The sequence below is a fragment of the Nocardioides ginkgobilobae genome (assembly GCF_054781275.1).
The window spans coordinates 60,712-80,975 of the sequence record NZ_BAAGUS010000018.1; the positions used below are offsets into that span (position 1 = coordinate 60,712).

General features: G+C 73.9%; 18 protein-coding genes. 11 read left to right on the top strand and 7 right to left on the bottom strand.

Annotation, left to right across the window (positions count from 1 at the left end; genetic code table 11):
* Positions 1-78 precede the first annotated feature (78 nt).
* On the bottom strand, positions 79-555 hold the full coding sequence (locus ACYVID_RS15460; RefSeq protein ID WP_460738528.1) for a PGPGW domain-containing protein: 477 nt from the start codon (positions 553-555) through the stop codon (positions 79-81).
* A 216-nt stretch (positions 556-771) separates the two neighbouring features.
* On the opposite strand from ACYVID_RS15460, the gene ACYVID_RS15465 reads away from it, so the two are divergent.
* Positions 772-1,260 (top strand): GNAT family N-acetyltransferase, encoded by a 489-nt coding sequence (locus ACYVID_RS15465; RefSeq protein ID WP_460738530.1) that lies wholly within the window; start codon positions 772-774, stop codon positions 1,258-1,260.
* Here the strand turns inward: ACYVID_RS15465 and ACYVID_RS15470 are convergent.
* On the bottom strand, positions 1,238-1,690 hold the full coding sequence (locus ACYVID_RS15470) for a PGPGW domain-containing protein (RefSeq protein WP_460738532.1): 453 nt from the start codon (positions 1,688-1,690) through the stop codon (positions 1,238-1,240). The two genes, ACYVID_RS15465 and ACYVID_RS15470, sit on opposite strands and share 23 nt — an antisense overlap.
* A 124-nt stretch (positions 1,691-1,814) precedes the next feature.
* Positions 1,815-2,321: a nuclear transport factor 2 family protein gene (locus tag ACYVID_RS15475; protein ID WP_460738534.1), complete on the bottom strand. Its 507-nt coding sequence runs from the start codon at positions 2,319-2,321 to the stop codon at positions 1,815-1,817.
* Between the two features lie 214 nt (positions 2,322-2,535).
* Here ACYVID_RS15475 and ACYVID_RS15480 point away from each other — a divergent pair, with 214 nt between their 5' ends.
* From ACYVID_RS15480 to ACYVID_RS15505, 6 genes are all read left to right on the top strand, one after another.
* Positions 2,536-4,422, top strand: coding sequence for a hypothetical protein (locus tag ACYVID_RS15480; protein WP_460738536.1), 1,887 nt, complete (start codon positions 2,536-2,538; stop codon positions 4,420-4,422).
* A gap of 106 nt (positions 4,423-4,528) precedes the next feature.
* The gene (locus ACYVID_RS15485; RefSeq protein ID WP_460738538.1) at positions 4,529-5,239 is read left to right on the top strand and encodes a hypothetical protein; all 711 of its coding nucleotides are present in this window, start codon (positions 4,529-4,531) and stop codon (positions 5,237-5,239) included.
* Positions 5,240-5,577: 338 nt separating this feature from the next.
* A complete protein-coding gene (locus tag ACYVID_RS15490) occupies positions 5,578-6,045 on the top strand; it encodes a hypothetical protein (protein WP_460738540.1) in 468 nt (155 codons plus the stop codon).
* Positions 6,046-6,184: 139 nt separating this feature from the next.
* Positions 6,185-7,462 (top strand): threonine ammonia-lyase IlvA, encoded by a 1,278-nt coding sequence (ilvA, locus tag ACYVID_RS15495; protein ID WP_460738542.1) that lies wholly within the window; start codon positions 6,185-6,187, stop codon positions 7,460-7,462.
* A 249-nt stretch (positions 7,463-7,711) separates the two neighbouring features.
* Positions 7,712-8,956: a hypothetical protein gene (locus ACYVID_RS15500; protein WP_460738544.1), complete on the top strand. Its 1,245-nt coding sequence runs from the start codon at positions 7,712-7,714 to the stop codon at positions 8,954-8,956.
* A 24-nt stretch (positions 8,957-8,980) separates the two neighbouring features.
* Positions 8,981-9,658 carry a class F sortase gene (locus tag ACYVID_RS15505; RefSeq protein WP_460738546.1) on the top strand — a complete coding sequence of 226 codons (678 nt, stop codon included), beginning with the start codon at positions 8,981-8,983 and terminating at the stop codon, positions 9,656-9,658.
* A gap of 7 nt (positions 9,659-9,665) precedes the next feature.
* On the opposite strand, the gene ACYVID_RS15510 is transcribed toward ACYVID_RS15505, so the two are convergent.
* On the bottom strand, positions 9,666-9,944 hold the full coding sequence (locus ACYVID_RS15510; RefSeq protein ID WP_460738548.1) for a sigma-70 family RNA polymerase sigma factor: 279 nt from the start codon (positions 9,942-9,944) through the stop codon (positions 9,666-9,668).
* A gap of 191 nt (positions 9,945-10,135) precedes the next feature.
* Here ACYVID_RS15510 and egtB point away from each other — a divergent pair, with 191 nt between their 5' ends.
* Both egtB and egtD read left to right on the top strand, forming a co-directional pair.
* Positions 10,136-11,482, top strand: coding sequence for an ergothioneine biosynthesis protein EgtB (gene egtB, locus ACYVID_RS15515; RefSeq protein ID WP_460738550.1), 1,347 nt, complete (start codon positions 10,136-10,138; stop codon positions 11,480-11,482).
* Positions 11,479-12,480 (top strand): L-histidine N(alpha)-methyltransferase, encoded by a 1,002-nt coding sequence (egtD, locus tag ACYVID_RS15520; RefSeq protein WP_460738552.1) that lies wholly within the window; start codon positions 11,479-11,481, stop codon positions 12,478-12,480. The genes egtB and egtD overlap by 4 nt, the downstream gene beginning before the upstream one ends.
* On the opposite strand, the gene ACYVID_RS15525 is transcribed toward egtD, so the two are convergent.
* Complete coding sequence (locus ACYVID_RS15525; RefSeq protein ID WP_460738554.1) at positions 12,458-12,991, bottom strand: MarR family winged helix-turn-helix transcriptional regulator; 534 nt, start codon at positions 12,989-12,991, stop codon at positions 12,458-12,460. The genes egtD and ACYVID_RS15525 overlap by 23 nt on opposite strands.
* Before the next feature lie 44 nt (positions 12,992-13,035).
* On the opposite strand from ACYVID_RS15525, the gene ACYVID_RS15530 reads away from it, so the two are divergent.
* Positions 13,036-15,111, top strand: a complete 2,076-nt coding sequence (locus ACYVID_RS15530) for an MMPL family transporter (protein ID WP_460738556.1) — start codon at positions 13,036-13,038, stop codon at positions 15,109-15,111.
* 57 nt (positions 15,112-15,168) lie between these two features.
* Complete coding sequence (locus ACYVID_RS15535) at positions 15,169-16,551, top strand: cytochrome P450 (protein WP_460738558.1); 1,383 nt, start codon at positions 15,169-15,171, stop codon at positions 16,549-16,551.
* 130 nt (positions 16,552-16,681) lie between these two features.
* On the opposite strand, the gene ACYVID_RS15540 is transcribed toward ACYVID_RS15535, so the two are convergent.
* Both ACYVID_RS15540 and ACYVID_RS15545 read right to left on the bottom strand, forming a co-directional pair.
* Positions 16,682-18,532 carry a phosphoenolpyruvate carboxykinase (GTP) gene (locus tag ACYVID_RS15540; protein ID WP_460738560.1) on the bottom strand — a complete coding sequence of 617 codons (1,851 nt, stop codon included), beginning with the start codon at positions 18,530-18,532 and terminating at the stop codon, positions 16,682-16,684.
* Between the two features lie 366 nt (positions 18,533-18,898).
* Positions 18,899-20,080, bottom strand: coding sequence for a cysteine--tRNA ligase (locus tag ACYVID_RS15545; protein ID WP_460738561.1), 1,182 nt, complete (start codon positions 20,078-20,080; stop codon positions 18,899-18,901).
* Positions 20,081-20,264: the final 184 nt, after the last annotated feature.

Below are 20,264 nucleotides of genomic sequence, written 5' to 3' on the forward strand. Positions count from 1 at the left end.
GCAGCACGCTAGACGGCGGCCCCGACAGCGGGAGCGGTCGCGCGCCGGTCAGCGCGGACGGGTGCCGGTGATCGAGCCTCAGGCGGCGTCGTCGGCGTGCGCGATCTCGCGCTCGAGCTCGGCGACCGCCTCGGAGTCGCCGTGGAACTTCCGGTAGGACCAGACGATCAGGGCCAGCGCCAGGAAGCCGGACGCCACGAGCGAGACCCCCGCGGCGAACCCGCCGGGCAGCCAGAAGCGGTCGGGCAGGGTCCACCACGACGGCTGCGCGGGCTCGAGCATCCACACCGCGCCCCAGCCCCACATCCACACCACGCCGAGGAGCGAGGCGGCCAGCCGGTGCGGCTTCGCGACGCCGTACGCCGCGGCGCGCATCGCCCGCAGGCGCAGCGGCTCGACGCGGCGCTCGGCCCAGTCGTACTGCTGGGAGAGCACGGCCATGCCCGCGAACACCATGAGCAGCCCGGGGCCCGGCAGGACCAGCGCGGCGATACCGGCGACGAGCAGCGTCCAGCCCACGACCTCGAGGGTCACGCGGCGCGCGGCGGCCTTCATGCCCCGAGGATGCCAGTCGGACGGTGACCGGACCAGACACCTGCGGGGGTTCCGGGGTGGAGCCGGGGTGTCCACCTCCTGTTCCCCGAGGGTCGAGGCCTGGGTCGAGGCCTGGTGACGCGCGCCGGCGCGTTCCCGCACCTCGACCCGGGCCCACTCCGTCGATGCCCGGATCCCCCGGCCATCGAGCACCTCCGACCCGCCTAGGCTGGAGGCGTGCCCTGGCGCATCGATCCCGACGAGCTCACCGACCCGGCGGTCGTGGCCCTGCTGGAGGAGCACGTGCGGGAGCTGCGCTCGATCAGCCCGCCGGAGAGCACCCACGCGCTGGACCTCGACGCCCTACGGGCGCCCGGCGTGGACGTCTGGGTGGCCCGTGACGTGGGCCCCGCGGGAGGCAGTGAGCCCGGGCTGCCGATCGGCTGTGGGGCGCTGACCCTGGTCGAGCCCGGCCACGGGGAGCTGAAGTCCATGCGCACCGCGTCGGCGGCGACGGGCCGAGGGGTGGGTACGGCGCTGCTGGAGCACGTGCTCGACCAGGCGCGCGCACGCGGCCTGTCGCGGGTCTCCCTGGAGACCGGGGCCGAGGACTTCTTCGCCCCCGCGCGACGGCTCTACCTGCGGCACGGCTTCGAGGTGTGCCCGCCGTTCGGCCGCTACCGCCCCGACCCGCTGAGCGTCTTCATGACCCGCTCGCTGCCCTGAGCGCCGGGTCGCCAGGGCCAGGCGCCGGCACCAGTCGCGCTCGTGCCCACACGACGATGCCCAGGCCCACCAGCCCCGACCCGACCTGACCGACCCCGGTCCAGGTGCCGCCAGGGAGCCAGGTCCAAGCGGGGAGCGGCCACCACGGCGGCTGCGCCGGGTCCGCGAGCCAGACCAGGCCGCTCGCGCCGAGGGCCAGGGTGAGCACGGCGGTGAGCAGGGTGCGCGGCCAGGTGGCCACGGAGCGACGGGTCTCCACCAGGGCCCGGTGCCGCAGCGGGGCGAGCCGCCGGGCGGCCCACGGGTCGTGGCGGCTCAGCAGCGCCAGCCCGAGCACCAGCACGAGGAGCCCGGGACCGGGCAAGGGGTAGAGCACGACCCCGAGGAGCACCAGCAACCAGCCCGTCGAGCTGAGCAGGAGGCGGCGCATCCGCGCAGGGTGGCAGTCGCTGACGTCGTACGGGCGACGGGGCGGGGGCGTTCCCGTGACGAGCCGGAGGACGTGGGGTGAGCCTGGTGCACGCGTCGTCCTCCAGCCGCCGGCTCATGACGGCTCAGTCGCGGACGAGGCCGCCGTACTTCTCGAGGTAGGCCGCGCCCTCCTCGTCGAGCCGGCCGTGGGCCTGCGCCACCCGGGCCCACCGCACCGTCATGGCGGCGAACCGCATCGGGTTGTAGACGTCCTCCTCGCGGCTGAACATGCCGTCCCCGGCGTAGGTCATGATCGTGATGTTCGATTCCTCGTGCAGCGAGCCGTCGCCCGGGTCGGGCATCAGGTTGCGCACCTCGCACACCAGCCGCCCGGCTTCGGGGTCGACGACCTGCCAGGCCAGGGGGAAGCCGGTCATGGTGCCGCCGGGGAAGCTCGTCATCGTCCGGACCGACCAGGCGCGGATCTCGTCGCGGCCGTGGAAGGTGCCGAACGCGTGCTCGACGTACGTCGCGTCCTCGGTGAACAGGTCGGCGAACCCCTCCCACCGGCCGGTCTCGGTGAACTCCTGCACGTGGCCGTGGAAGACCTCGTACGCGCGGGTGATCTCGGCGGCGCTCCATCTGCTCACGACGGGCATCCAACCGGTTCCGCCTGAACTGCGCCACGACTCACGCGTCGGCTGCCGGTCGCGCCGGCCCCCTCGGCGCCCGGGCTGAGGCCGGCTCCTCGGGCGTCGTCCGCACCGGTCTCGACGCCAGGCACCCGCTTCGTCACCCGTGACCGGGGCTCACTCGTTGTCTGACCCACACATCGCGCCGTGCGTTGTCGGGAGGGTCTTCGCCATGGTTCGTACGCCGTTGTCCATCGCTGCCACTGCTCTGGTAGCCGTCCTCGCGACGACCGGCACCGCGTCCGTCGCAGCCCTCGCCGTCACGGGCGGCGGCGCTGCCGATGAGCCCACCACGGCGCAGCGCGCCGACTGCGTGCCGGAGCAGGAGGCCCTGGCGGCGGCGGAGGCCGAGTTCGCGGACGCCCGCGCCGCGAAGCGTGCTGCCCGGGCCGACGCACGCAACGCCGAGACCAAGAAGGAGCGCCGCGAGGCCAAGCAGCGGGCCCGGGCCGCCAAGCAGCGCCAGCGCGACGCCTCCGACGCCGTCGTGCAGCGGCGGATCGAGCTCGAGCGGTGCCGCGCCTCGGCCTCCGCCTCCCCCACCGAGTCCGCCACTGCGTCGCCTACCGAGACGCCCACCGCGACCGCCACAGTGACCGAGACGGCCACCGCCACCGCCACCGCCACGGCCACGGCCACGGCCACTGCGACTGTCACCGTCACGCCGTCCCCCACGGCCACGACCACGGCCCCGACCGCGAGCCCTTCGCCGACCGAGCAGCCGAACCCCACCTGTGTTCTGCCCCTGCTCTGCTCCCCGCCGCCCGCTCCGCCGGGCATCCCGGCGCCCACTTCCGTCCCGGACCTGCCTGACCTGCCCGAGGGCCCCGGCGAGGAGAACCCCCTCCAGCCCGTCACCGACGCCCTGGGCATCGACCCCGAGACCATCCCCACCGACCCCGAGCAATTCCCCGCCTTCGTCGAGGACACCCTGACGGGCCTGGCCGGCGGCGAGCCGACCGACGACCCGACCGACCAGCCGACCGACCAGCCGACCGAGGAGCCCAGCGACGGCCCCACGCTGCCCCTCGACCCCACCGACCCCCAGGCCCTGCCCGAGCAGCTCACCGCCCTGGTCACCGACCTCCTCGACACCCTGACCGACAACCTCCCCGGCGAGCCCGGCCTGCCCGACGGCCTGCCCGACGACCTCCCCACCGACCTCGCCACCGCCCTGCCGACGCTTCCCACCGCCCAGCCCACCGACGGCCCGACCGACCAGCCGACCGACGAACCGACCGAGAACCCCACCGAGGAGCCCAGCGACGGCCCCACGCTGCCCCTCGACCCCACCGACCCCCAGGCCCTGCCCGAGCAGCTCACCGCCCTGGTCACCGACCTCCTCGACGCCCTGACCGACAACCTCCCCGGCGAGCCCGGCCTGCCCGACGGCCTGCCCGACGACCTCCCCACCGACCTCGCCACCGCCCTGCCGACGCTTCCCACCGCCCAGCCCACCGACGACCCGACCGACCAGCCGACCGACGAACCGACCGAGAACCCCACCGAGGAGCCCAGCGACGGCCCCACGCTGCCCCTCGACCCCGCGGACCTCCAGGCGCTCGTCGAGCAGGTGACCGATGACGACACCGTCGCGACGGTGGTCATGCAGATCAGCAGTGCCCTGAACGGCCTGATCGACATGCTGCCGATCGCGCCGCCCGTCGATCCGACGCCCGCGCAGGAGGCGGTGGTCGGTGTCGTCGCTGAGCCCACGACGCTCCCCACGGCCGCGACGTCCCTGGCGGCCGCCGTGTCCTCGGCGATCGCGGGCGAGATCGCGACCGCGACGGCCTCGCCTCCGGCCTACGCCACCCAGCGCGCCTGCCAGGTGACCAAGGGGCGCCCGCAGTTCTGCACGCCGGGCTCCACGCCGAGCCCCACGGTGGGTCCCCTCCCGACGGTCCCTAGCCCGCTCCCGGTCCTTCCGTCCGCGACGGCGGCGGTGGGATCTGTGGTCCCCGAAGTCGGACCCTTGCAGGCCTTGCCGTCGGACAACCCGGTGTGCATGCCCTCCTTCGCGCCGTCCCTCGTGAAGAAGTACGTCTGCCAGCCATAGAGGCGCCCTCGCGCACGGGGGCGATGCGGTCTAGCGTGACCGCGTCGCCCCCGCGTCGTTGGACCGTCGGTAAAGACGTTCCGCCACCACTTCGGAAGGCCCACCCATGGTTCGCACCCAGCTCAAGGTCGTGATCACGGCCCTGCTCGGCGTCCTGCTGCTGACCGGCTCGACGGCCCTCGCGACCGTCGGCTGGGCCGGCGCCGGCTCGCCCACGGTCGACGCGGCTGCCCAGGCAGCACAGCGCAGCAACCACTGCACCGACGAGGAGCGCGCCGTCGAGCGCGCCGAGGACGAGCTGCAGGCCGCGCAGAAGCAGAAGCGCAAGGCCAAGAAGCAGCTGAAGCAGGCCGACACCAAGGCCGAGAAGCGCAAGGCGAAGCAGAAGGTCCGCGCCGCCAAGGCCCGCGTCGCCGACGCCCGCGAGGAGCTCGACCGCGCGGAGCGCGAGCTCGAGAAGTGCGAGTCCTCCCCGTCCGCCACCACGAGCCCGACCGGTACGGCGACGAGCACCACCAGCCCCACCGGCACCGCGACCGCCACCACCAGCCCCACCGGCACGGCCACGGCCACCACCAGCCCTACGGCGACGACCTCCCCGACGGCCGACCCGGAGAACCCGCTCTGCGAGTTCCTCCCCCTGCCCGGGCTCTGCGACACCGAGGAGCCGACCAGCACGGCCTCCCCGAGCGGCACCGCGACCGCCACGACGAGCCCGACCGGCACCGCGACCGCCACGACGAGCCCGACCGGGACGGCGACGCCCAGCGACGAGCCCACCTGCCTCATCCCGGGCACGCCGCTCTGCCTGCCCTGATCACCTGCTGACGCAGGGACCCCGCCACCTCGAGGTCGCGGGGTCCTTGCGTCTCCACGACGTCCAGCCTGTCGAGCCCGGCGTCCGGAGTGCGTCGGACGTGCTCAGCACCTCGGGAACACTCCGGACCACCGGCAGCACACGGCGACGCGCCCGCCTCCCAAGCAGGACCGCGGCTCGGCGGATGTTCGTGACACCCGTCAAGGCATGCTCCGACGATCGGTTCGAAGGCGGTGCCCAAAGGTCCTAGGACCGTGCCAGGAGACCCCTCGGGGGCATATCGTGATCGGGCTCACCCGCTGCCGGACCCCCGTCAGCCCCCCATCAAGGAGTCTCACGTGAAGCACACCCGCACCGCCCTGGCCTCGATCGCCGGTCTCGTCCTCACCGCCGGCATGGTGACCGGCGCCGCCTCCCTGTCCGCTGCCGACCCGGGTCACGAGGGTGGCCACGGCTCCGACAAGGGCAGCTGCGCCAAGGAGCAGAGGCAGTACGACAAGGCCGTCGCGAAGTTCGAGGAGCTGCAGGCGAAGTTCGCCGAGGCCAAGGACGAGGCCGAGGAGGCCGAGGGCACCGAGGAGGAGGCCGAGGCCACCGAACAGGTCCAGGAGGCCAAGAAGGCCAAGAAGGCCCAGGCCAAGCGGGTCGAGAAGAAGCAGGCCAAGCTCGAGAAGTGCCAGGAGGGCCAGGAGCCCACCGAGACCGCCGAGCCGTCGGAGACCGCGGAGCCCACCGAGACCGCCGAGCCGTCGGAGACCGCGGAGCCCAGCGAGACGGCCGAGCCCACGGAGACGACTGCTCCCTGAGCGTCTCCCCCCAGTCCCTGACCCCCGCACTCGCCCCCCGGTTGCGGGGGTCAGGTGTCTCCGGGTCCGGCCACGCCCGCACACCGGCACACGCCGGGGCCACGTCCACGCCGGCCCCGAGGTCTGGAACCCTGGGCCCATGAGCACCCCCGGCCCCCTGCCGACCGCGCAGGACGTGGACGCGGCGGCCGCGATGCTGGCCGCGGTGCTCGAGCCGACACCGCTGCAGCGCAGCGCCCGCCTCTCGGAGGCGACCGGGCTCGAGGTGTGGCTCAAGCGCGAGGACCTCCAGCCGGTCCGCTCCTACAAGGTGCGCGGTGCCTCCGCCCTCATCGGCTCCCTCGACGAGGAGACCCGCGCGCGCGGCGTGACCTGCGCGTCGGCGGGCAACCACGCCCAGGGCGTCGCGCTGGCCTGCGCGCAGGCCGGGGTCCGCGCGCGGGTGCACCTGCCCCGCACGACGCCCCGCCAGAAGCGCGAGCGGATCGCGGTCCTCGGCGGCTCGCTGGTCGACGTCGTCATCGTCGGCGACACCTACGACGACGCGGCCGCAGCCAGCGCCGCGTGGGCTCGCGAGTCCGGCGCCACCCCGGTGCCCGCCTTCGACGACCCCCGCACGATCGCGGGCCAGGGCACGGTGGCGACCGAGGTCGTCGCCCAGGCCGAGGCTGCGGGCCTGGACCTCGCCACCCTCGTCGTCCCGGTCGGGGGCGGTGGGCTGGTGGCGGGCTCCCTGACCTGGCTGGCCGAGCGACGCCCGCACGTGACGGTCGTCGGCGCCGAGCCCGCTGGCGCAGCCAGCATGGCCGCCGCCCTCGCGGCCGGCTCGCCGGTGGACCTGGGGTTGATGGACGGCTTCGTCGACGGTGCCGCCGTACGCCGGGTCGGCGACTGGACCCACGCCGTCGTCGACCGGCACCGGCCGCGGCTGGTGGCCGTGCCCGAGGGCGCGGTGTGCGTGGAGATGCTGGCGCTCTACCAGTCCGACGGGATCATCGCCGAGCCCGCCGGCGCCCTGGCGAGCGCGGCGCTGGACCAGCTGCTGCCCGAGGAGCGGCCGACCGACGGGCGCGCCGTCGTCGTGATCCTGTCCGGGGGCAACAACGACGTGAGCCGCTACGCCGAGGTCGTCGAGCGGGCACTGGTCCACGAGGGTCTCAAGCACTACTTCCTGGTGGAGTTCCCGCAGGAGCCGGGGGCGCTGCGGCGCTTCCTGGACGAGGTGCTGGGCCCCGACGACGACATCACCCTGTTCGAGTACGTCAAGCGCAACAACCGCGAGACCGGTCCGGCGCTGGTGGGCGTGGAGCTGCAGGACGCCGCGGACCACGCACCCCTGCTGGCGCGGATGGCGGCCTCGCCGCTGCGGGTCGAGCCGGTCCCTCCCGAGAGCCCGCTGTTCCGCTTCGTGCAGTAGCACGACCCGACCCCGGCGCCGTCCACGCCTGGGCGCCGCGTTTCACACGCTCACGAGCGGGCAGTACGGTGACGGCGACGCGGCCCCACCCATCAGCCTCGTCCCGCACGCCTGCTGTCCCGCACAGGAAAACCGGCGCGAAGCCGTGACCCGGCCCCGGTTCCCGCGTTGCACCTGACAGGGGGGACATCTCCGACTGCTCCTGCGGTCGGCGCGACGACACGAAGACCACCTGGGAGGGTGCCCGACATGGGGAACACGACACGACGACTCTCACGCGGCGGCGCGCTGCTCACCACTGCCGCCGTGCTGGCAGTCAGCGCCGGTCCGGCGATGGCCGCCGAGCCGGTCGCACAGGCCAGCGCCACGGGGCTGCGGCTGACGCTGGGCGGCACGCCCACCGACAGCGGCACCTACACCGTGACCAACGACGGCAAGCGCGAGACCACCACCGGCTCCAACGAGCCCGCGGTCTCCGCCCTCGGCGGGCAGAGCTTCATCCAGGCGGGCACGCTCTCGCAGGACGCCGACACGGTCATCCGTGACCGCCGCGGCTTCTCCGCCGCCTGTGCCGGTCTCGCGGGCGACGGCGCCACCCTGGTCGAGGTGGCCGAGGGCGGCTGCCTCGTCCCCGGCGAGAACCTGGCGCTCAACGCCGGCAGCGCCGACCTGACCGGCATCCAGATCCTCGGCGACCAGTTCCCCCAGGAGCTGCAGGACGCGCTCCAGCCCGTCCTCGACCCGCTGCTCGCCGGCCTCACCACCGCGCTGCAGACCGTCCTCGACGGCGGTGGCATCGAGCTCGGCCTGGACCTCGGCGCCGTCCAGAGCTTCTGCACCGCCGAGCCGGGCACCGCCGCCGGCGGCACCGACATCACCGACGCCTCGCTCTTCGCGACCCTGGGCGGCACCCGCATCGACCTCGTCGAGCTGCCCACCAACCCGCCGCCGAACACCAAGGTCGTCACCGACCTCGGTGTCGTCGTGCAGTCCCTGCTCGACGCCCTGCGCGTGGAGTTCGAGACCGCCATCGACGGCGCGCTCGGCCCCCTGACCGCCGTCATCGACGGTGCCGAGGTCCTCGCCGAGGCGCTCGAGCAGGTCGGCGAGCAGCTGGCCCCGCTCGAGGAGAACATCCTCGACATCACCCTCAACAAGCAGGAGTTCCCCAGCGACGACTCCATCGAGGTCACCGCGCTCGACCTCAACCTGCTGCCCGCGGCCGAGACCGCCGGCTTCCAGGTGCTGAGCGCCCAGATCGGCGAGTCCGCCTGCGGCCCCAACACCCGCGTCGCGGCCGACCCGGACCCCGACCCGGACCCGGACCCGAACCCGCAGCCCCAGCCGGTCCCGACTGCGGTGCCCGCGGGCGTCGAGAGCGCCGGCCCCGGTGACGACGGCCTCGGCGCCGGCGGCAACCTGGCGCTGCTGGCGCTGGTCGCGCTGTCGGCCGGTGCGGGCGTGGCGAGCTACCGCCGCAGCCTGCGCGCCTGATCCGCGCACGCTGAGGGACACCGCGTGAACGACCAGCCGGCCACCGGTGGGAGCACCCGCTCCCCCGGTGGCCGGCTGGACTCGTTCCTGGGCCGGCTCAGCGGCGCGCTCGCGGCCGTGAGCACCGCCCTGCTGCTGCTCAGCGGCGGTCTGGTGGTCGGCGGGCTGGTGATCCCCTCCGAGGAGCCGCCGCCGAGGTCGGCGTACCGCTCGCTCGACCCGGCCGACCCCGTCCTGCTCCTCGTCCCCTCGCTCGACATCGAGGCGCCGGTGGTGCCGATCGCGCTCAGCGAGGACCTCGTGCTGGACCCGCCCCGCGACGTGGTCGACGTGGGCTGGTGGGACGCCAGCGCCCAGCCCGGCTCCGAGACCGGCTCGACCGTCATCGCCGGGCACACGGTCAAGACCGGCGGCGGCGCGCTCGACCCGCTCCGCGACGTACGCCGGGGGGCGGTCGTCGACGTGCGTACCGCCGAGGGCACGATGCGCTACCTCGTGCAGCGCAAGAAGGTCTACGACAAGGACGAGCTGGCCGTGAACGCGGTCGACGTCTTCGGCCAGGAGGCCGGCGACGGGCGCCTGGTCCTGGTCTCCTGCACCGACTGGGACGGCACGGGCTACGCCTCCAACGTCGTCGTCTTCGCCGTCGCGCTCGGAGAGCCCCGCAAGCCGGGCACGACCAGCGCCGCACCCGCGCTCTGAGCCCGGGTCAGGCGCGCGCCGCGACCCCGAGCACCCAGGGCAGCGCCCGCATGCCGGAAGTCGGGTACTCCGCCGCACGGCGGCGCACCTCGACGTACGCCCGGCACAACAGCTGCTCCGCCGAGACCCGGTCGCCCCGGGTCCGGGCGAGCGCGAGCCGCAGTGCAGGCTCCGCGGTGCCGTCGTAGACCCGCGCCAGCGCCTCGCGTCGACCCCGTGCCAGGTCCACGAGCGAAGCATGGAGGTCGTCGCCGGCCTCCATGCGCAGGGGAACGGCCGGGGTCATGCCCCCCACGGTGTCTCGTCACCGCCTGCTTCCGCTCACCCCTAGGAGTGGTGCGAGATCACGAATCCGTGAACACCTCTGCCGCACCGGGCGCTCGACACCCCGCGGTCGCCCGCACGTCACCCTTCCGGGGTCGACACCCGTCGGCGGTCTGCGCGACGGTGGAGGCCTGTCTCGGAGAGGACTCCGCCATGCCAGACCCGGCCACACCCGAAGCGACCGCCGAGTGGGACCCCACCACCGTCGTCGCACGCTTCGAGCAGGTGCGCTCGCACACCGAGCTCCTGGCGGCCCCGCTGTCCCCGGAGGACCAGACCGTCCAGTCGATGCCCGACGTCTCGCCCACCAAGTGGCACCGCGCGCACGTCACGTGGTTCTTCGAGACCTTCCTGCTCGCCGAGCACGAGGAAGGCTTCACGCCGTTCCAGGAGCAGTACTGGTTCCTCTTCAACAGCTACTACGAGTCCCTCGGCCCGCGCTACGCCCGACCCGACCGCGGGCTGGTGACCCGGCCCGGTGCCCACGAGGTCGGTGACTACCGCCGCAACGTCGACGCCCGCGTGCGCGAGCTGGTCGAGCGGCTCGACGACGGCGCCCTCGGCAAGCTCGCCCCGGTGCTCGAGCTCGGCTTCCACCACGAGCAGCAGCACCAGGAGCTGCTGCTCATGGACATCAAGCACGTCCTCTCCCGCAACCCCCTCCAGCCGTCGTACGCCGGTGGGAGGCGGGCGCCCGGGGAGCCGGACCGCCTGGGGTGGCTGGAGGTGGAGGGCGGCCTGGTCGAGGTCGGTCACGGTGGCGACGGCTTCTGCTTCGACAACGAGCTGCCCCGGCACCGCCAGTGGCTGGAGCCCTACCGCATCGCCGACCGGCTGGTGACCAACGGGGAGTGGCTGGCGTTCATGGCCGACGGCGGCTACGAGCGCCCGCAGCTGTGGCTCTCGGAGGGCTGGGCGCGGGTGCAGGCCGAGGGCTGGCGCGCCCCCTTCTACTGGTCCGAGCACGACGGGGTCTGGCTCGAGCACACGCTGCACGGCACCTGGCCCGTCGACCCCGCGAGCCCGGCCACCCACGTCTCCTTCTTCGAGGCCGACGCCTACGCGACCTGGGCCGGCAAGCGGCTGCCGACCGAGGCCGAGTGGGAGCACGCGGCCGTCGTCGACGGCCAGCGCGACCCGGGAGCGCCGACCACGAGCGGCGCCAACCTGGCCGACCTGGAGTCCTTCCACCCGCGCGCGGCGGCCGCGCCGAGCGCGGGCGGCCCGCGGCTGCGGCAGCTCTACGGCGACTGCTGGGAGTGGACCTCCTCGGCGTACCACCCCTACCCCGGCTTCCGCGCCCCTGATGGCGCGATCGGGGAGTACAACGGCAAGTTCATGTCCAACCAGATGGTGCTGCGGGGCGGCTGTGCGCTCACGCCGCCCGACCACGCACGACTGACCTACCGGAACTTCTTTCCGCACGCCGCCCGCTGGGCGATGTCGGGGGTGCGGCTGGCCGACGGCGGCGCCCCCGTGCGCCAGGAGGAGCACTCATGAGCCACCCGGTCCGACCCACCGTGGAGGTCCTGCTCGACGCCGACTGGGCGGCCGGCTCGCTGGTCGAGGACGTGCGCCGCGGCCTCGGCTCGCGTCCGTTGACGCTGCCGCCGAAGTGGCTCTACGACGACGAGGGCTCGCGGCTCTTCGACGAGATCACCCGGCTGCCGGAGTACTACCCGACGGAGACCGAGCGGGCGATCCTGGCCCGGCACGCCGCCGACGTCGTCGCCGCGAGCGACGCGACCACGCTCGTCGAGCTCGGCAGCGGCACCTCGGACAAGACCAGGATGCTGCTGGACGCCTTCACCGCCGCCGGGCGGCTGGAGCGCTTCGTGCCCGTCGACGTGGCCGAGCAGACCCTGCGCGACGCGGCCGACCTGCTCAGCCGCACCTACCCCGGCCTCGCGGTCGAGGCCCTGGTCGGCGACTTCACCCTGCACCTGGCCCACTTGCCGACGCGCCGCCCCAGCGGGTCGCGGATGGTCGCCTTCCTCGGCAGCACCATCGGCAACCTCTACCTCGAGGAGCGACGCGCTTTCCTGGGCGCCCTCGCCGACTCCCTGGAGCCCGGCGACTGGCTGCTGCTCGGCACCGACCTGGTCAAGCCCGTGGACCGCCTGGTCGAGGCCTACCACGACCGCGCGGGAGTCACCGAGGCCTTCGTCCGCAACAGCCTGCACGTGCTCAACCGCGAGCTCGGTGCCGACTTCGACCCGGGCGCCTTCAGCTACGTCCCGTTCTGGGACGGCCAGATGGAGCGGATGGACCTGCGGCTGCGCGCCGAGGCCCCGCAGACCGTGCGGGTGCCGGGCGCCGACCTGGTCCTCGAGCTGGGCCTGGGCGAGGAGATCCGGGTGGAGATCTCCACCAAGTTCCGTCCGCGGCTCGTCGCCCAGGAGCTGGCCGAGGCCGGCTTCGAGGTGGAGCGGGTGTGGGACGACGGCGACGGCGTCACCGCGGGCGACTTCGCCCTCACCCTCGCCCGTCGGCGCTGACGTCGCCCTCGGTCCCCTCCGCCGCCCGGGCCAGTGCGGCCCGCGCGCCGTCCAGGTAGCGCGCGACCACCTCGCGCTCCTCGGGACTGAACCCGGCGTCGAGCTCGGCCAGCGCGCGGAACATCGGCATCAGGTGGCCCAGCACCTCCTCGCGGCCGGAGTCGGTGATGTGCAGCTCGACCCGGCGCCGGTCCGAGGCGTGCGCCCGGCGTACGGCGTGGCCGTGGCCTTCCAGGCGGTCGCCGATGCCGGTCGCCGCCGCGGTGGAGACCTCCAGCAGCCGGGCCAGCTCGGCGAACCCCACCGGACCCTCGACGAGCCGCTCGAGCGTGACGAGCTCGGTCTCGGTGAGCCCGCTGCGGCGGGCGACGGCCGGGCGCACGCGCGAGCCCGCCCGCACGAGGCTGCGCAGTGCCTCCAGGGAGGGCGTCTGCTCCCAGGCGTCGGCGAACGCGGTCGCCGGACCGACCGGGTGGTCCGGTTGCTGGGAGGTGTCCGTAATATCGCTCACTGAGTTAGCAATCAGTTGACTGAGAGAACAGGTGCAAGTCTGCCATGGCTCCCCACGCCCCTCCCCGCTGGTCGACCTGGACGACCCGGGCCCGCGTCGCCCCCATCGCGGCACTGCTGCCGCTGCTGCTCGGCGCGTGGCTGATCGTCGCGCTCGGCACCGCCGACCGCACGATCGGCGTCACCGACAACCTGCCCGAGGGCAGCGGCGCCGCCGAGGCGGCCCTGCTCGCGGAGCAGCTGCCCGAGGAGTCCAGCCGCACCGCGATCGTGCTGTGGACCGCGGAGTCCGGCGAGCTCACCGGCCCGGACCTGCAGGCGCTCGCCGGGGTCGTCGCCGACCTGGAGGGCACCGCCCCCGACGCCGCACCCATCCCCTCGGAGGACGGCACCGCAGCCCTGCTGCCGCTGGAGATCCAGGCCGAGGGCAACGTCGAGAACGCCGACGCCGTGGAGGAGCTGCGCGAGTCGCTCGCGGAGTCCGCGCCCGACGGCATCGAGGTCCAGGTCACCGGACCGGCCGCCGTCCAGGCCGACCTCGCGAAGGTCTTCGAGGGTGCGGACCTGACCCTGCTGGCCACGACCGCCGCCGTCGTCACGATCCTGCTCGTCCTCACCTACCGCAGCCCGTTCCTCTGGGTGATCCCGCTGCTCGTCGTCGGCGTGGCCGACCGGCTCGCCGTCGTGCTGGCCACCCACGCGCTCGAGGCGACCGGCATCGCCTGGGACGAGTCGACCACCGGCATCCTGTCCGTGCTCGTCTTCGGAGCCGGCACCGACTACGCCCTGCTGCTCATCTCCCGCTACCGCGACGAGCTGCGGCAGGAGGAGTCGCGCCACGTCGCCATGGCTCGCGCCCTGCACCGCACCTCCGAGGCGGTCCTCAGCTCCTCGCTCACCGTCGTGGTCGGCGTGCTGACCCTGCTGCTCTCCCTCACCCCGGCCACGCGGGGGCTCGGCCTGGCCAGCGCCGTCGGCATCGTCGTGGCCGCGACCATGGTCCTCGTGGTCCTGCCCGCCGCGCTGGTGGTCTTCGGTCGCTGGATCTTCTGGCCGCGCGTGCCGAAGATCGGCTCGCAGGGCACCGTCGACACCGCCCGCCTGTGGCGCCGCGTGGGTCGCAGCGTGGCCGCCCGACCGGCGACCGTCGCCGTCGCCTCCGGGCTGCTGCTGGTGCTGGTGGCCCTGCCCGCCCTGGGCATCAAGACCGGCCTGGGTCTCTCGGACCAGTTCCTCGACGAGCCCGAGGCGATCACCGCCGCAGAGCGGCTGGGCGAGTCCTTCCCCTCCGGCACCACCGAGCCCGCCCGTGTCCTCTCGACCGCCGCACCGCAGGAGGTCCTCGCCGCGGTGGAGTCCTCCGGCTCCGTGGCCTCGGCTCGGATCAGCGCCGAGGGAGGCGGGGTCGTGCAGGTCGACGCCGTCCTGGCCGCCGACCCCGGGACCGAGGAGGCCCAGGACGCGGTGCTGCAGCTGCGCGACGACCTCGACGCGGCCGACCTACCCGGGGAGACCCACGTCGCCGGCAGCGACGCCTCGCGGATCGACGAGCGCGACGCGGCCAACCGCGACCGCGTGCGGATCCTGCCGCTGATCCTGGGCCTGGTGCTGCTCGCCCTCGTCGGCCTGCTCCGGTCGCTGGTCGCGCCGATCATCCTGGTGGGCACGGTCGTGGCGACGTACGCCGCCGCGCTCGGCATCTCCTGGATCCTCTTCACCCAGGTGCTCGGCTTCGAGCGGCTCGACGTGGGCACGCCGCTCCTGGCGTTCCTCTTCCTGGTGGCCCTCGGCGTGGACTACAACATCTTCCTCGTCACCCGGGCCCGCGAGGAGGCCGAGACCCACGGGACCGAGGAGGGCGTGCTGCGGGCGCTCGCCGCGACCGGTGGCGTGATCACCAGCGCGGGCGTGCTGCTGGCGGCCGTCTTCGCCACCCTCGGCGTGCTGCCGCTGGTCGTGCTGGCCCAGCTCGGCGTGGTCATCTGCGTCGGGGTCCTGCTCGACACCCTGCTCGTGCGCACCGTGCTGGTGCCCGCGATCGCGGTGCGGCTCGGCGAGCGCTTCTGGTGGCCGCGGCGGGTGGGCGGCTCCGTGAGGGACGCGGAGGTCACCACGCGCTGAGCGTGCAATGACGCGCGGCACGGTGACCGTCGTCGCACCAACGTGCACACTGTCGGTATGTCGGCCCAGCCCTCCCTCGCGCCCGCACCTCCCGCCCCGACCCGCGCCCCGCAGAGCCTGCGCGAACGCGCCGTCGGCGGGGTCAAGCAGCGGGTCCGCTGGGGGCTCGGCCACGGCCTGCCCAGCCGACTGATGCACCGCGCGGCCAAGCGCGGGGACCTGCAGGGGCAGCTGGTGACGCGCACCGGCTCCGGCGACAGCAGCGCCCTGTGGCCGATCGTCGAGCAGGTGCGAGCCAGCGGGCCGATCCACAAGTCGTCGTTCGCCTACGTCACGGTCTCCCTGCCCGTGGTGCGCGAGGTGCTGACCAGCAACGACTTCCACGCCGGGGTCTTCCTGCCCGGGGAGGGACCGCTCGGCAAGCTCGCGCTCTGGGCGGAGGAGCCGGAGCGGATCGGTCCGCTCAACCCGCCCTCGCTGCTGGTGGTCGAGCCGCCCGAGCACACCCGCTACCGCAAGCTCGTCACTCGGGTCTTCACCGTCAAGGCCGTCGAGGAGCTGCGCCAGCGCACCCAGGAGATCGCCGACCGGCTGCTCGACGACCTCGAGGCCCGGGCCGCGGCCGGCGAGCCGGTCGACATCGTCCCGACGTACTGCGCCGCCCTCCCCGTCACCGTCATCGCCGAGATCCTCGGGGTGCCCGAGGCCGACCGGCAGCGCGTCCTGGACTTCGGTACGGCGGCAGCCCCCTCGCTCGACCTGGGACTGTCCTTCGGCGAGATGCGGGCGGTCGAGGCAGCGCTCGACGACTTCCGGACGTGGCTGGTCGGCCACCTGGAGCACCTGCGCGAGAACCGCGGCGACGACCTCCTGTCCCGCCTCGTCGCCATCCAGGACGAGGACGGCGGCCTGAGCCAGGCCGAGCTGCTCGCCACCGCCGGCCTCGTGCTGGCCGCGGGCTTCGAGACGACCGTCAACCTCCTCTCCAACGGCACCGCCCTGCTCCACGAGCACCCCGAGCAGCGCGCGCTGCTGCGCGAGGACCCGTCCCTGTGGGGCAACGCCGTCGACGAGGTCCTGCGCTACGACCCGCCGGTGCTGCTGACCGGTCGCACCGCCCTGCGCGACACCACCGTCGCCGGCCGGCAGGTCACGGCCGGCTCGGTCGTCACCACGCTGCTCGCCGGCGCCAACCGCGACCCCGAGGTCTTCACCGACCCGCACACCTTCGACGTCACCCGCGAGAACGCCCGCGACCACGTCGCCTTTTCCGCCGGCCGGCACTACTGCCTCGGCGCCGCCCTGGCCCGGATGGAGGGCGAGGTCGGCCTCAAGGCCTTGCACGACCGCTTCCCCGACCTCGCCGTCGTGCCCGGCGGCACCCGCCGTCCGACCCGCATCCTGCGCGGCTGGGAGACCCTGCCCGTCCGGCTCTCCTGAGACCGCCGAACCGTCACTTCCGCACCGCCGAACCGTCAGGAAAGAACCCTCGACCCGTCACTTCCGCACACGGGGGGGTGCGGAGGTGACGGGTCGAGGGTTCAGAACTGACGGTTCGGCGACGTGAGGGTCAGCCCAGGTCGGAGGCGACCCGGCGGTGGGCCTCCCAGATCTCCTCGGGCAGCCGGTCGAACTGCTTCAGGTGCTCCTCGCGGAAGCCCATCTCCTGGCGCCACCGGTCGGTGTCGATCGTGAGCAGCCGGTGGAGGTCCTCGGCGGGGACCTCGAGACCGTCCAGGTCCAGCTCGGACTCGGCGGGGATGACGCCGACGGGGGTCTGCACGCCCTTCACCTCGCCGTCCTTGAACTGCATCAGCCACAGCAGCGGGCGGAGGTTCTCGCGGTAGCCGGGCCACAGGAAGTGGCCGTCCTCCGCGTCGCGCTGGAACCAGTTGACGTGGGCGAAGATCGGCGGGTTGCTGGCCGCGCCGATGATGGTGAGCCAGTGCGCGGCGTAGTCGCCCTCGCCGTAGGCCATGAAGGGCCGCATCGACATCGGGTCGTAGCGCAGCTGGCCGTCGAGACCGTCGGCGGCGAACGTCGCCTCCGCACCGAGGGTGAGGCCGTCGTAGACGCCCTCGGCGAGGTCGGTGATTGCGCGGATCAGTGGCTCGCGGTCACGGGTGCGGCCGCCGAAGATGATCGCGTCGACCGGGACGCCCTGCGGGGCCTCGAAGTCGGCGGCGACGTTGGGGACGTTGGCGAGCGTGGTGGTGAAGCGGCTGTTGGGGTGCGCCCACGGGGAGTCGTCGCCGTTCTCCCGGTCCGAGATCCGCTCGCCCTTCCAGTCCAGCCACCCGTCGAGGTCGGCGGGCGGGTTCTCGGTCTTGCCCTCCCACCACACCTCCTGCGTCTTCTCGTTGTAGGCGACGTTGGTGAAGATCGCGCCGGAGCCGGGCTGGATGGAGTCCAGCGCGCCGGGGTTGGTGGAGGCGTTGGTGTCCTTCGCGACGCCGAAGACGCCGTACTCCGGGTTCATGGCGTAGACGCGGCCGTCGTCGCCGACCCACAGCCAGGCGATGTCGTCGCCGTAGAAGTCCACGCGGTAGCGCGAGCCGAGGGCGTCGGGGGCCAGGGTCATGGCCAGGTTGGTCTTGCCCGAGGCGCTCGGGAAGCCGCCGGCGATGTGCCAGCGCTTGCCGGTCTCGAGGTCGGAGATGCCCAGCAGCATGAACTGCTCGGCCAGGAAGCGGCCCGACGCGCGGCCGTCGTAGCAGGCCTGGCGCAGGCCGTGCGCGATCTTGCCCAGCAGGGCGTTGCCGCCGTAGGAGGAGCCGAAGTGCAGGATCGTGCGCTGGTCGGCGACGGTCACGAAGTAGCGCTGGTCCTCGGCGGTGCCCTGGCCGAGGTTCTCCAGGTCGCCGGTGACGTGCACGGCGCGGACGAAGTGCGCGGGGTCCGCGAGCTGGTCGAGGTAGGAGACGCCCACCCGCGCCATCCGGATCATCTGCAGCACGACCGGGCGGTTGTCGGTGAGCTCGACGCCGGCGGCGTACGCCTCGAGGGGCGAGCCCTGCGGCGCCATCAGGTAGGGGACGACGTACATCGTCTTGCCGGCCGACTGGCCGCGCATCCGCTCCAGCTGGGCGGCGCTCATCTCCTCGCCGTCGCGCCAGTTGTTGTAGACGCCGCGGTCCTCGGGCTTGGAGGTCGCCACGATGGTGCGCTCCTCCGAGCGCGCGGTGTCCTTGAAGTAGGAGCGCGAGTAGTAGAGCCCCTCGCCGGCGGGCTGGAGCTCGCCGGCCTCGAGGGCCTCGGCGATGAGCCGTGCGTCGTCGGAGGCGTTGACCACCTCGACGCGGGCGGGCTGGGTGATCCCGGCCCAGTAGGTGACGTACTCCCGCACGTGCGGGTTGGAGACACCCGCCTCGTCGAGGACCTTCTCAACGTCGTTGCTGCTCACCGCGGTGGTGTCGACCATCGTTCGCCTTCCGGAGTCCGCCAGGTTCACGTCACGCTAGTCCGGACCCGCGGCCCCGACCGGGCAGGGTGGGTTGGATCGTTCCAGTTGAGACGTACGGCGGTGGGGGGCTGGCTGTGGGCCGCCCCGGCTCGACTCCGCCGGGGGTGGGGCCCACGGGGGCGAGGGGGAAGGACGCCGCCCCTTCGTCGGAACCACCCGTCTCGTTCGTCCCTCACGAGACGGGGGCCAGGCCCATCCACCCTCCTCCGGGGCAGCGTCCTTCCCCCTCGCCCCCGCACGCCCCGGGTCGGCAGAGCCGACCCGACCTCGGCGGTCCGGGTGGGTGCGGGTGGCTCCGGGGCTGGCCCGACTCGGCGTGTGCGATCAGCCCGCGCGGTCGGTGAGGCGCAGGACGTCGAGCAGGTAGCCCGCGGCGTCCCCGCCGACCGCGAGCGCGACCTCGACCGCGGCCGGGACGTCGAGGCCGTCGAGCAGCGCGGCGAGCACCCGGCCCCGACCCTCGGCGTCCTCGGTGCGGCCGCTCGGCGGGCCGGCAGCCTCGTGCAGCCGGTCGAGGAGCGCACCGGCGTCGACGAACACCTGCTCGTCGCACTCCCACGGCGCCTCGACGGGGCGGTGGAGCAGGCCGAGCCGGAGCACGGGACCCGGGAAGCGCTGGAGCAGGTCGGCGACCAGCACGAGGTTGCCGGTGGACTTGGCCATCTTCTCCCCGCCGAGCCGCACCTCCCCGACGTGCAGGGTCGCGCGGGCGAAGGGCGCGACGCCGGTGGCGGCCTCGACCATCGCGGCCTGGTAGGCGTGGTGCGGGAAGGCGAGGTCGACGCCGCCGACCAGCACGTCGATCGCGTGACCGAGGCTGCTGATCGCCATCGCGGCGCACTCGGCGTGCCACCCTGGGCGGCCCCAGCCCCACGGGCTCGGCCACGCCGGCTGGTCCTCGGTCGAGGGACGCCACACCGCGACGTCGAAGGGCGAGCGACGCCCGGGGGCGCCCTCCTGGTCGCCGTACTCCGTGGAGAGCCGCAGGGCCGTCGCCTCGTCCAGGCCGGCGCGGGCGGGCACGGCGGCGCCGTCGAAGTAGACGTGTCCCTCGTGCTCGTAGGCAGCGCCGGCGTCGAGCAGGGCGGCGGCCAGCCGCACGACCGCAGGCACGTGGCCGCGGGCGTGGGGGGTGAGGGCGGGTCGGGCGACGGCCAGGGCGGTCATGTCGCGGTCGAACTGGAACTCCTGCACCACCGCGAGCTCGTCGTAGTGACGACCGGCCCGGGCCGCGGCCGCGGTCAGCACGTCGTCGACGTCGGTGACGTTGCGGGCCAGCACGGGCTGGGCGCCGGAGGCCCGCGCGACCGAGGCCAGCAGGTCGGCCCACACGAAGGTCGCCGCGTGGCCGACGTGGGTGACGTCGTACGGCGTGATGCCGCAGGTGTAGACGCGCAGCGGCGCCACCGGGAGCACCCGTGCACCGCCGAGCACCATCGGGGCGGCGGGGGCGAGGGTCACGGGGTAGCGCCCCGACGGGCCGGGCTCGGACGCGGTGGCGGGCATGCCCCGATCTTGCCCCACGCCCCGCGGGCGTGCGCGGGGGATGCGGGAGTGGGGCTCAGCCTCGATCCGTAAGTTCTTGGCTGGCCCGGGAGGGTCGGGTGTGGCTGAGCCTTGATCGCCTTGCTGGTGGCTCCGGTGGATTGGCCGCCCGGCTTCTCCTGGGGCGCCTTGGCTGCTGATTGAG